The sequence below is a fragment of the Bradyrhizobium sp. 141 genome, assembly GCF_023074055.1.
GTDB lineage: Bacteria > Pseudomonadota > Alphaproteobacteria > Rhizobiales > Xanthobacteraceae > Bradyrhizobium.
This window is the reverse complement of the sequence record NZ_JADPKR010000026.1, coordinates 122642-135088: the sequence shown is the minus strand read 5'-3', so window position 1 is coordinate 135088 and position 12447 is coordinate 122642. Positions and strand designations below refer to the sequence as shown.

General features: G+C 62.5%; 6 protein-coding genes. All 6 read right to left on the bottom strand.

Annotation, left to right across the window (positions count from 1 at the left end):
- Positions 1–6: 6 nt before the first annotated feature.
- The 6 genes from fusA to rpoC all read right to left on the bottom strand — a co-directional run bounded on the left by fusA (position 7) and on the right by rpoC (position 12435).
- Positions 7–2079 (bottom strand): elongation factor G, encoded by a 2073-nt coding sequence (gene fusA / locus IVA81_RS09125; RefSeq protein WP_038950207.1) that lies wholly within the window; start codon positions 2077–2079, stop codon positions 7–9.
- Positions 2080–2109: 30 nt separating this feature from the next.
- Positions 2110–2580: a 30S ribosomal protein S7 gene (gene rpsG, locus IVA81_RS09120; protein WP_200455588.1), complete on the bottom strand. Its 471-nt coding sequence runs from the start codon at positions 2578–2580 to the stop codon at positions 2110–2112.
- A 15-nt stretch (positions 2581–2595) separates the two neighbouring features.
- Positions 2596–2967 carry a 30S ribosomal protein S12 gene (gene rpsL / locus IVA81_RS09115; RefSeq protein ID WP_007603006.1) on the bottom strand — a complete coding sequence of 124 codons (372 nt, stop codon included), beginning with the start codon at positions 2965–2967 and terminating at the stop codon, positions 2596–2598.
- Between the two features lie 860 nt (positions 2968–3827).
- Positions 3828–5852 carry an ABC transporter ATP-binding protein gene (locus tag IVA81_RS09110; protein WP_247314890.1) on the bottom strand — a complete coding sequence of 675 codons (2025 nt, stop codon included), beginning with the start codon at positions 5850–5852 and terminating at the stop codon, positions 3828–3830.
- A gap of 132 nt (positions 5853–5984) precedes the next feature.
- Positions 5985–8045: an FAD-dependent oxidoreductase gene (locus tag IVA81_RS09105; protein WP_247314887.1), complete on the bottom strand. Its 2061-nt coding sequence runs from the start codon at positions 8043–8045 to the stop codon at positions 5985–5987.
- Positions 8046–8238: 193 nt separating this feature from the next.
- A complete protein-coding gene (rpoC, locus tag IVA81_RS09100) occupies positions 8239–12435 on the bottom strand; it encodes a DNA-directed RNA polymerase subunit beta' (RefSeq protein WP_247314877.1) in 4197 nt (1398 codons plus the stop codon).
- Positions 12436–12447: the final 12 nt, after the last annotated feature.

The following is a 12447-nucleotide window of genomic DNA, read 5'->3' as shown; positions in this document are numbered from 1 at the left end:
CGACAATCAGGCAAACTTCTTCTGGACTTCTGCCGACACGTTGGCCGGCGCTTCTGCGTAGTGGTCGAACTGCATGGTGAAGGTTGCGCGACCCTGGCTCATCGAGCGCAGGTTATTCACGTAACCGAACATGTTCATGAGCGGCACCATCGCGTTGATGACGTTGGCGTTGCCGCGCATGTCTTGACCCTGGATCTGACCGCGCCGGGAATTCAGGTCGCCGATGACCGAGCCGGTGTAGTCTTCCGGGGTCACCACTTCGACCTTCATGATCGGCTCGAGCAGGACGGACTTGCCCTTCTGCAACGCTTCGCGGAATGCCGCGCGCGATGCGATTTCGAAGGCGAGCGCCGACGAGTCGACGTCGTGATACTTGCCGTCGACGAGCTGAACCTTGACGTCGACCACGGGGAAGCCCGCGACCACGCCAGAGCTCATCACGCTGTTGAGGCCCTTTTCGACGCCGGGGATGTATTCCTTCGGAACCGCACCACCGACGATCTTGGACTCGAACTCGTAGCCCTTGCCGGGCTCGTTCGGCTCGACCACGATCGACACTTCCGCGAACTGACCGGTACCGCCGGTCTGCTTCTTGTGGGTGTACTTGACCTCGGCCTTCTTGGTGACGCGCTCACGGAACGCAACCTGCGGCGCGCCGATGTTGGCGTCGACCTTGTAGGTGCGCCTGAGGATGTCGACCTTGATGTCCAGATGGAGTTCGCCCATGCCCTTGAGGATGGTCTGGCCGGACTCCTGGTCGGTCGACACGCGGAAGGACGGATCCTCCGCGGCGAGCTTGGCCAGCGCCACGCCCAGCTTTTCCTGGTCGGCCTTGGACTTCGGCTCGATCGCGATCTCGATGACCGGTTCGGGGAATTCCATCTTCTCCAGGATCACCTGCTTGTCGGGATCGCACAGCGTGTCACCGGTACGCGCTTCCTTCAGGCCGGCCAGCGCGACGATGTCGCCGGCATAGGCTTCCTTGATGTCTTCGCGGTTGTTCGCATGCATCAAGAGCATGCGCCCGATGCGCTCCTTCTTCTCGCGGGTCGAGTTCACGACGCCGGTGCCGCTCTGCAGAACGCCGGAGTAGATGCGGCAGAAGGTGATGGTGCCGACGAACGGGTCGTCCATGATCTTGAACGCGAGCAGCGCGAGCGGCTCCTTGTCGTCCGCCTTGCGCACGACCTCGTTGCCGCGGTCGTCGGTGCCCTTGATCGCGGGCACGTCGATCGGCGACGGCAGATAGTCGACGACGGCGTCGAGCAGCGGCTGAACGCCCTTGTTCTTGAAGGCCGAGCCGCACAGCACGGGATAGAACGCGCCGGTCAGAACCGCCTTGCGGATCAGCCGCTTCAGCGTCTCTTCGTCCGGCTCCTTGCCGTCGAGATAGGCGGCCATGGCGTCGTCGTCGAGCTCGACGGCGGCTTCCACCATCTTCTCGCGGTATTCCTTGGCCTGCTCGACGAGATCCTCGGGAATGTCGACATAGTCGAACTTCGCCCCCAGCGATTCATCGTTCCAGATGATGCCCTGCATCTTCACGAGGTCGACGAGACCCTTGAAGTTGTTCTCGGCGCCGATCGGAAGCTGGATCGCGATCGGCTTGGCGCCGAGGCGGTCGACGATGTCGGCCAGGCACTTGAAGAAGTCGGCGCCGGTCTTGTCCATCTTGTTGGCGAAGACGATGCGCGGAACCTTGTACTTGTCGCCCTGGCGCCAGACGGTCTCGGTCTGGGGCTCGACACCCTGGTTGGAGTCGAGCACGCAGACGGCGCCGTCGAGCACGCGCAGCGAACGTTCGACTTCGATGGTGAAGTCGACGTGGCCGGGGGTGTCGATGATGTTCAGACGCTTGCCGGCCCAGAACGCGGTGGTCGCAGCCGAAGTGATCGTGATGCCACGCTCCTGCTCCTGCTCCATCCAGTCCATCGTCGCGGCACCTTCGTGCACTTCGCCGATCTTGTGGCTCTTGCCGGTGTAATAAAGGATGCGCTCGGTCGTCGTCGTCTTGCCGGCATCGATATGCGCCATGATACCGAAGTTGCGGTAATTCTCTATGGCATGAACGCGGGGCATTGGGTGTTCCTTAGATTCCGTGTTTCGCCGTTACCAGCGATAGTGCGAGAAGGCGCGGTTGGCTTCCGCCATCCGGTGCACGTCTTCGCGCTTCTTGACTGCGTTGCCACGGTTGTTCGACGCGTCCAGGAGTTCCGCCGACAGCCGCTCGGTCATGGTCTTCTCGTTGCGATCGCGCGCAGCGGAGATCAGCCAGCGAATGCCCAGCGCCTGACGGCGGGTCGAACGAACCTCGACCGGGACCTGGTAGGTCGCGCCGCCGACGCGGCGGGAGCGCACTTCGATCGTCGGCATGACGTTCTCGAGTGCCTGCTCGAACACGCCGAGCGGGTTCTGCTTGGTCTTGGATTCGATGATACCGAACGCACCGTAGACGATGCCTTCGGCGACCGACTTCTTGCCGGCGTACATCACCGAGTTCATGAACTTCGTGACGATGATGTTCCCGAACTTCGGATCGGGAAGGACTTCGCGCTTTTCCGCTGAGTGGCGACGAGACATGGACCTGGTTCCCGCTTACTTCGGACGCTTCGCGCCGTACTTCGAACGACGCTGCTTACGGTTCTTGACGCCCTGGGTATCCAGAACGCCGCGGAGGATGTGGTAGCGCACGCCGGGCAAGTCCTTGACGCGACCGCCGCGGATCATGACCACCGAGTGCTCCTGGAGGTTATGGCCCTCGCCGGGGATGTAGCCGATCACCTCGAAGCCGTTGGTCAGGCGCACCTTGGCGACCTTACGAAGCGCCGAGTTCGGCTTCTTCGGGGTCGTGGTGTAGACGCGCGTGCAAACACCACGCTTCTGCGGCGACTGCTGCAGCGCCGGCACCTTCTTGCGCGACTTCTGCACTTCACGCGGTTGAGCGATCAGCTGGTTGATCGTCGGCATCCTGGCCTTACCCTTTGTTCTGTCGCAGACCCTTCCGGGTCCGCTGTCTTGCCGCAGCCCGTTGCCGGGACTGCAAATTCTTTCGAGCTACCTGCCCGACGAGGCCGCCCTTCGCGGAACAATCCGCGCAAAGCGAAATTGCGCCAACCGCTCCATCAACGAGCGGAAAGCGCTTCGACGCCACAGAGGACCGCAGTATGAGGCCGGTCAGCGTAAAGCCGCGGCCCGCGCACCGAGGTCATGCATCCGATTTCGATCTCAAGAGAACGTGCTCAAGAGAACTAAAGTCGCACTGGCATTGCCTAGCTATGATCGACAGCGTTTGAGCGGCATTCGTCGAGGTTGGTGCCCGCCTTGAGCGACCCTTGTGGATCTAGTTCCTGGTGGATCTAGTCCTTGGGGATCTAACGGGTGGCCCGTTCCGACGCTGGCGATGCTCACCGCCTGTCGTAAGTGAGGCGCTTTCTATAAGTGAGAATCGATCAAGTCAAGGCGAAACGACAGTCACAAGGCGCTCAGGAGCCTGTCAAAATCGCTGTTTGCCGCCCTTGCCGCGTCACCCCGATATGGGCCCGCAGCCTCCATTTCACCAGCTTGTCGGCCATTTATATCCGGGCGAAAAGCACTTTTATGACCCTCGGCAAGCCTTTTTTGCTCGTGAGGCGTTAATCTATTCGCTTAGGGGAGCAATCGGCGCGGGGACTTCATCATAGTCGTCGGCTGTCGGCCACGGGGCATTTCGACGTCCTGACCAATCCGCACGAGAGTTATCCGACCGAGTTTTCGAATCGAAGAACTCATCGTCACGTGCAGATCGAGCGACCACCGATGACCGGAATCACAGAATCGGTGCGGCCCGCTCACTCCTCCCCGTCCTCGTCCTCATCATCCTCGAGGTCGTCTTCATCATCATCGTCTCTGCCGTCGTCGGCGTGAGCCGCCGCGCCATGCGGCTGGTGGGTCTGGTCGTTCCATAGCTTGCGATAGGTGCCGTTCTTGGCGAGCAGCTGGGCATGCGAGCCGCGTTCGATCGCCCTGCCCGCGGAAATCACGATGATTTCGTCCATTTCGACCACCGAGGTCAGCCGGTGGGTCGACCAGATCATGGTACGGCCCTTGGCGACCTTGAGCAGCGTCCGGTTGATTGCAGCTTCCGTGGTCTGGTCCAGCGCCGAGGTGGCTTCGTCCAGCAGCAGCACCGAGGGGTTGCGGATGATCGCACGCGCGATCGCGATGCGCTGGCGCTGGCCGCCCGACAGGGTGTCGCCGCGCTCGCCGACCGGCGTGTCGTAGCGCTGCGGCAGGCTCATGATGTAGCGGTGAATCTCGGCCTTCTTGGCCGCCTCCTCCACCTCCTCGTCGCTTGCGCCCTCCTTGCCGAGCCGGATGTTCTCGCGGATGGACATGTTGAACAGCATGTTCTCCTGGAACACCACCGCCATGCTCCGGCGCAGTGAATCCAGCGTCACCTTGCGGACGTCGACGCCATCGATGGTAACGCGCCCCTCGTTGGGCACGTAGAGCCGCAGGATCAGGTTGAGCAACGTGCTCTTGCCGGAGCCGCTCGGGCCGACGATCGCGATGCGCTTGCCCGCATTGAGCTTGAGACTGAGATTATCCAGCACCGGCGTCTGACTGCCCTCGTACTGGAAGGTGACGTGATCGAAGGTGATGTCGTTGGTGATGCGCGGCAGGTCGGGCGCGCCAGGACGATCGGCACCGCGGGTCGGCTGGTCCAGCAGCTCCTGGATGTGACGGATCGCGGCGGCCGAGGAGATCGACACCGGAATGAAATGCATCACGTGGGCGATGTTGTAGGAGACCTCCCAGAACGCGCTCTCGAAGGTGACAAAGGTGCCGATCGTGATCTGGCCCTTGGTCGCCAGGTACGCGCCGATGGCCAGCACGACGAGGTGCAGCAGCAGCACCGAAATAGTGACCGTGCGCTCCACCATGGTCGACAGGAACGTGGCCGAGGCGATCTTGTTGCGCGTCTCGTCGTTGCGGAAGCGGAAGAAGCCGAACATCTTGCGCTGCAGGCTGAATGCCTTGATCACGGCTTGCGCCGCCACGTTCTCCTGCACCATGCCGAGCAGCGCGCTCTCGTTGAGCTTCTGCTCGTAATTGGCCTGCACCGCCTTGGGCGTCAGGATCCGCGGGCCGATCAGCGTGATCGGGAACACGAGCAGCGCAACGGCCGCCAGCTGCCAGTTCAGGAACACCATCAGGACGATGCCGGCGATCAATTCCAGAAACGGCAGCGCGGCACTGTTGGCGAAAGTCTTCACCGAGCCTTCGAAGGCTGACAGGTCGACCGAGAAGCGCGACAGAATTTCGCCGCGCTTGGTGCGGCCGAAATAGGCCGCCGGCAGGTCCTGGACGTGCTCGAACAGGCGCTTGCGGACGTCGGAGATGATACAGGCAGCCAACCGCGCATCCCAGCGCTCGTACCAGACGGCGACGATCGAGGTGAAGATGCCGGCGACGGCGAGCACGCCGAGGATCTTGTACAGCGCCTGGAAGTCCTCCTCGCCGAGCGCATCGTCGATCAGGAACTTGAGGCTGAGAGGCATGATGACGTTGAACAGCGTCTCGACGAAGACGCCAAACGCCACGAATGACAGCATCCGCTTGTAGTTGGTCAGATGGGGCTTGACGAACCCGACGATGGTCGCGAGCGCGCCGGCGGCCTCGCGCGCGGTAAAGACGACGAGGTCCTCGTCCTCATCGTCGTCATCAAGCTCCAGCTCGTCATCTGCCTCGTCCTCATCGTCCTCGTCGTCTTCGAGGTCCGGCTTGGCAGCCGCGGCGAGCTTGTCGTCGAGCTCGGCCGCCTCGTCGGCGGCGAGCTTCTGTTTGTCGGGCGGGAGGGGCTTGGACGCCATGAAACCAACCGATGCTGACGGCCGGCATGACCGCAGAGAAAGCAGGAGATAGCGGTAACCGCTATTGCACCGATTCTATGCGATCAAGATGAATTCGGCAAAACAATTGGCGAAGGCGCTCGCTCCAAGCGGCTAATCGTCGTCCTCGTCCTCGACCTTGTCGAAGAAGGAATAGCGCAAGCTGTCGGCGTCGGCGTACCACTGCCCCGGCCCCTTGTTGGCGGCGAGCGTCGCTTCCCAGAGCGCATCGGTGCAATCCTTGCGGTGCATCGAGAGGTCGAAACCGTTGCCGAAGAACAGCTCGGACCATTCCCACCAGGTGCCGAGCTTCTTGACCCCGCGCAGGAGGTCGTAGCGATCAATCAGAGCGGGAGCCATGTCCGAGGTGATCGAGCCGAACACCAGGCCGGTCTTGACCACGCGGTTCAGCTCCTTGATCGCGCGGACCACCTGCTTCGGGGAAACGTGGCAGAGGCTGGTTTCGAACACGAAGTCGAACGCGCCGTCCTTGAACGGCATGTCGCTGATCGAGCCGAGCTTGTTGTACTTCTTCAGCACCTTCGGCGTCCTGGCGTGGATGGCACGGTTGTTCTCGATGCCGAAGGCATCGATGCCGCGCTCGCGCAGCGCGCCGACCAGCTCGCCGCTGGCCGAGCCCGCGACGAGCAGCTTGGCGCCCTTGGTCTTGCCCCAGACGATGCCGAGCAGCTTGGTGAGATAGTCGGGGTCGGTGAAGTGGCGCCATGCCTCGTGATAGGCACCGAGGCCGCGATAGTTCTCGAAATAGTCGCGGTCGATCTTGTCGGAGACCGGCTTGCCATCCTGCGCGCGCTTGCGGCGCAGGCGCATCATCTCGGTCAGGATGATGTCGGTCGCCGCGTCGGAGGAGTCGAGCAGGCCGTTCAGCGTCGAATCGAACAGATAGTCGCCGACCACCACGATGCCCGGATGCTCCTTCGGCTCCGGCCGGTGATTGGTCATGACGTCGCGCACGGGCAGACCGCCCGGAATCGCGTTCACTGACGACAGCCAGCGGTGGATCTTGCCTTCCACGAAATGCAAACGCGCATCGCCGAGCGAAGCCGGCAGCGACTTCAGCGCGGCGTCGATCAGCTCCTGGTCCGATAGATTAGCAAAGGCCAGCGCGTCCGAGCCGGGAATGAGCCAGTTCAGCACGCCGTGCTTGCCGACGTCGTGGCGCGCGCCCTCGTTGTAGACGCAGCAGCCGCCGAAGGCTTCCGACATGAACCAGGCGCCGGAAATCTTCTCGCCCCAGAACGGCGTGTCGAACAGGATCGAGACGCGCAGGTAATGCGCGGGACGGTCGAAATAGGAGACGTGCTTGACCATCGACTTGCGCAGCTGCTCGCCTTCCCAGCCGACGGTGGCGAGCCAGGAATGCGGCAGGCAGACCAGCACGAGATCGAAGTCGCGGGTCTCCGGTCCCTTGCCGTTCATCATCTTGAGCTGGTAGCGGCCGGTCGGCGCCTTGCCCACGGTGAGCACGCGGTGATTGAGCTGGATATCGGCGTTGACCTCCGACTGGAGGCACTCGATCAACTGTTCATTGCCGTTCTGGATGGAATAGAGGCCGATATAGCCGTCGACATCCATCAGATAGTTCTTGAGCGCGTTGAGGCCGTTGGTGTTGTGGCTCTCGGTCGCGATGTCGGAGCGCGCCATCACCTTGAAGAAGCGCTTTGCCGTCTCGTCCTCGACCTCCTCGTCGAGCACCTGCTCGGCGGTCTTGTAGGCCCAGGGATTGTCGTTGTCGTGCGCGCCGACGCCCTCGTAATATTCGATCGGCGACATCACCTCGGTACAACGTTTGCGGAACGCCTCGATCGCAGCCGCGGTCTTGGCGCCGTATTTGCGGCGCATGCCGGGCACGTCGCTCAGCAGCTCGCCGCCGAACTGCACCTGCTCGGCATCCATCGGAATGGTCTGCAGCCCAAAATGCTGAATCAGCTCGCGCAGCGGATCGGGCCCGGTCATCGAGTAATCGTAGATCTCGGCAACGCCGGCCTCGTACATCGCAGGCGCGGAATCGAACTTGCGCGTGACGATCTTGCCGCCGAGCCGGTCGGAGGCCTCGTAGATGGTGACGCGACAGAGATCGCCAAGCTTGCGCTTCAGATACCAGGCGCTCATCAGCCCACCGGGGCCGCCGCCTACGATTGCGAGATCAAGCATGTGAGTTCCGTGGTCTCCGGCCCTGCCCCCGTCACGGGATCCACCGGTCTAAACTCCCCTAGCAGAAGCTCTTTTGCGCCTGAAGGAAAGATGAACAAAGGTTGATCCCGCATCGCAGCAGGCAATGAAAGCAGCAAAAAGGCCGGCTTGCGCCGGCCTTTTCATTGTCCTCGGTATTCCTACGGATGAACCATCATTCCGCAGGCGGCAGTGCAGGAAGCTCCGCTTCCGGCGCGGGCGACACGACGGCCGCCTGCTTCTCGCGCTCGTCGAGGATCATCTTGTCGCGCTTCACGGCGACTTCGCGGATCTTGGCCATGGAAGCGCCGGTGCCCGCCGGGATCAGCCGGCCGACGATGACGTTCTCCTTGAGGCCTTCGAGCGGATCGACCTTGCCATTGACCGCCGCTTCCGTGAGGACGCGGGTGGTCTCCTGGAACGAGGCCGCCGAGAAGAACGAGCGGGTCTGGAGGCTCGCCTTGGTGATGCCGAGCAGAACCGGCGTACCCGTGGCGATCTTCTTGCCCTCTTCCTTGGCCTTCTCGTTCAGCGCGTCGAACTCGATCTTGTCGACCTGCTCGCCGGAGATCATGTCCGTGTCGCCCTGGTCGGTGACTTCCACCTTCTGGAGCATCTGACGGACAATCACCTCGATGTGCTTGTCGTTGATGAGCACGCCCTGGAGCCGGTAGACCTCCTGGATCTCGTTGACCAGATAGGCCGCGAGTTCCTCGATGCCCTTGACCGCAAGAATGTCGTGCGGCGCCGGGTTGCCTTCCACGATGAAATCGCCCTTTTCGACGACGTCGCCGTCCTGAAGGTGGATGTGCTTGCCCTTCGGGATCAGGTACTCACGCGCCTCGTCGGTCTTGTCCATCGGCTCGATCGAGATGCGACGCTTGTTCTTGTAGTCGCGCCCAAACCGGATGGTGCCCGAGATTTCGGCGATGATCGCCGCGTCCTTCGGACGCCGTGCCTCGAACAGTTCCGCCACCCGCGGCAGACCGCCGGTGATGTCACGCGTCTTGGCGCTTTCGGTCGAGACACGGGCGAGGATGTCACCCGCCTGGACCTTGGCTCCGATGTCGACCGACAGAATGCCGTCGACCGACAGCATGTAGCGAGCGTCGCCGCCACGGGCGAGCTTGAGCACCTTGCCGTCCTTGCCCTTGACCACGATGGCGGGACGCAAGTCCCCGCCGCCACGCGTCGAGCGCCAGTCGATGACCACGCGCTTGGCGATACCGGTGGCTTCGTCGAGCGTTTCCGAGATCGACAGACCCTCGATCAGGTCCTCGAAGCCGATGGTACCTTCGACCTCGGTGAGAAGCGGACGGGTGTACGGGTCCCACTCGACGATGCGCTGGCCGCGCTTGACGTTGTCGCCCTCGTCAATGTGCAGGCGCGAGCCGTACTGGACGCGGTGCGTCGCACGCTCGGTGCCGTCGGCATCGACGATCGCCACCACCATGTTGCGCACCATCGCGACCAGATGACCTTCGCTGTTGCGGGCGATGGCCTTGTTCCTGATCACGATCTTGCCGTCGAAGTTGGCTTCGACGAACGACTGCTCGTTGAGCTGCGCCGCACCACCGATGTGGAAGGTGCGCATGGTGAGCTGGGTGCCCGGTTCACCGATCGACTGCGCCGCGATGACGCCGACCGCTTCGCCGTGGTTGACCGGCGTGCCGCGGGCGAGGTCGCGGCCGTAGCACTTGCCGCAGATGCCGTTGACGAGCTCGCAGGTCAGCGCCGATCGGATCTTCACCTCCTGCACACCACCCTGCTGGATGGCGTCCAGATGGCTTTCTTCCATCAGCGTATCACGCTTGATGATCACCTTGCCCGAGCTGTCACGGATGTCTTCGCAGGCCGTGCGTCCGAGGATGCGCGAACCGAGCGAAGCAACCACGGTGCCGGCATCGACGATGGCGCGCATCTTGATGCCGAGCTTGGTGCCGCAGTCGCTCTGCGTGATGATGCAGTCCTGCGCCACGTCGACCAGACGACGGGTCAGGTAGCCCGAGTTCGCGGTCTTCAACGCGGTGTCCGCGAGGCCCTTGCGGGCGCCGTGGGTCGAGTTGAAGTACTCGAGAACCGAGAGGCCTTCCTTGAAGTTCGAGATGATCGGCGTCTCGATGATCTCACCCGACGGCTTGGCCATCAGGCCGCGCATGCCGGCGAGCTGACGCATCTGGGCCGGCGAACCGCGGGCACCGGAGTGAGCCATCATGTAGATCGAGTTGATGTCGGCATCCGCTCCACTCGCCGTCTTCTTGGTGGAGGAGATCTCCTTCATCATCGCCTTGGCGATTTCTTCCGTGGCCTTCGACCAGGCGTCGACGACCTTGTTGTACTTCTCGCCATGGGTGATCAGACCGTCGTTGTACTGCTGCTCGAAATCCTTCGCCAGCGTACGGGTGGTGTCGACGATCTTCCACTTGGAGTGCGGCACGACCATGTCGTCCTTGCCGAACGAGATGCCGGCCTTGAACGCGTTGTAGAAGCCGAGCGCCATGATGCGGTCGCAGAAGATCACCGTCTCCTTCTGACCGCAGTGGCGGTAGACCTGGTCGATGACGCCCGAGATCTCGCGCTTGGTCATCAGCTTGTTGATGATCTCGTACGGGACGCGCGGGTTCTTCGGCAGCAGATTGCCGAGCATGACGCGGCCGGCGGTGGTCTCGATCCAGCGCTTGGAGATCTTGCCGGTCTCGTCGATGCCTTCCCACCGGTACTTGATCTTGGTGTGGAGGTGGATGACCTTCGCGTGCAGGGCGTGCTCGAGCTCGGCCATCTCGCCGAACACCTTGCCCTCGCCGGGCAGGCCTTCGCGCATGATCGAGACGTAGTAGAGACCGAGCACGATGTCCTGCGACGGCACGATGATCGGCTGTCCGTTCGCCGGATGCAGGATGTTGTTGGTCGACATCATCAGGACGCGCGCTTCCAGCTGCGCTTCGAGCGACAGCGGAACGTGCACGGCCATCTGGTCGCCGTCGAAGTCGGCGTTGAACGCGGAGCAGACCAGCGGGTGAAGCTGGATCGCCTTGCCCTCGATCAGCACCGGCTCGAACGCCTGGATGCCGAGACGATGCAGCGTCGGCGCGCGGTTGAGCAGCACCGGATGCTCGCGGATGACCTCGTCCAGGATATCCCAGACCTCGGGCCGCTCCTTCTCGACCAGCTTCTTCGCCTGCTTCACGGTGGTGGACAGGCCCTTTGCGTCAAGCCGCGAATAGATGAACGGCTTGAACAGCTCGAGCGCCATCTTCTTCGGCAGGCCGCACTGATGCAGGCGCAGCTCGGGACCGACCACGATCACCGAACGGCCCGAATAGTCGACGCGCTTGCCGAGCAGGTTCTGACGGAAGCGGCCCTGCTTGCCCTTGAGCATGTCGGCGAGCGACTTCAGCGGACGCTTGTTGGCGCCCGTGATGACGCGGCCGCGACGGCCGTTGTCGAACAGCGCATCGACCGCTTCCTGAAGCATGCGCTTCTCGTTGCGGATGATGATGTCGGGCGCACGCAGCTCCATCAGCCGCTTCAAGCGGTTGTTGCGGTTGATGACGCGGCGGTAGAGGTCGTTGAGGTCGGAGGTCGCGAAGCGGCCGCCGTCGAGCGGCACGAGCGGACGCAGGTCCGGCGGAATCACCGGAACCACGGTCATGATCATCCATTCCGGCTTGTTGCCGGAGTGGCGGAACGCTTCCACGATTTTCAGGCGCTTGGCCAGCTTCTTGTGCTTGATGTCGGAGTCGGTCTCCTGCATCTCCGCGCGCAAGGACAATTCGAGCTTCTCGAGGTCCATGCCCTTGAGCAGCTCGCGGATCGCTTCCGCGCCGATCATGGCGGTGAAGGAATCCTGGCCGTACTCGTCCTGCGCCTTCAGATACTCGTCTTCCGACAGCAGCTGACGGTCCTTCAGCGCGGTGAGGCCCGGCTCGAGCACGACATAGTATTCGAAATAGAGGATCCGCTCGAGATCCTTCAGCGTCATGTCCAGCAGAAGGCCGATGCGCGAGGGCAGCGACTTCAGGAACCAGATGTGGGCGACGGGGGCTGCGAGCTCGATATGGCCCATGCGCTCGCGCCGGACGCGCGACAGCGTGACCTCGACCGAGCACTTCTCGCAGATGATGCCCTTGTACTTCATGCGCTTGTACTTGCCGCACAAGCACTCGTAATCCTTGATCGGCCCGAAGATGCGGGCGCAGAACAGGCCGTCGCGCTCGGGCTTGAAGGTACGGTAGTTGATGGTCTCCGGCTTCTTGATCTCGCCGTAGGACCAGGACAGAATCTTCTCTGGAGACGCGATCGAGATCCGGATCTGGTCGAAGACCTGAGCCGGCGTCGTCGGGTTGAAGAGATTCATAATTTCTTGGTTCATCGTCTTCTCCTC

Excerpts from the sequence above, each read along its gene's own strand:
- rpoC (WP_247314877.1), bottom strand. The coding sequence starts at position 12,435 with ATGAACCAAGAAATTATGAATCTCTTCAACCCGACGACGCCGGCTCAG.
- rpsL (WP_007603006.1), bottom strand. The coding sequence starts at position 2,967 with ATGCCGACGATCAACCAGCTGATCGCTCAACCGCGTGAAGTGCAGAAG.
- IVA81_RS09105 (WP_247314887.1), bottom strand. The coding sequence starts at position 8,045 with ATGCTTGATCTCGCAATCGTAGGCGGCGGCCCCGGTGGGCTGATGAGC.
- IVA81_RS09110 (WP_247314890.1), bottom strand. The coding sequence starts at position 5,852 with ATGGCGTCCAAGCCCCTCCCGCCCGACAAACAGAAGCTCGCCGCCGAC.
- fusA (WP_038950207.1), bottom strand. The coding sequence starts at position 2,079 with ATGCCCCGCGTTCATGCCATAGAGAATTACCGCAACTTCGGTATCATG.
- rpsG (WP_200455588.1), bottom strand. The coding sequence starts at position 2,580 with ATGTCTCGTCGCCACTCAGCGGAAAAGCGCGAAGTCCTTCCCGATCCG.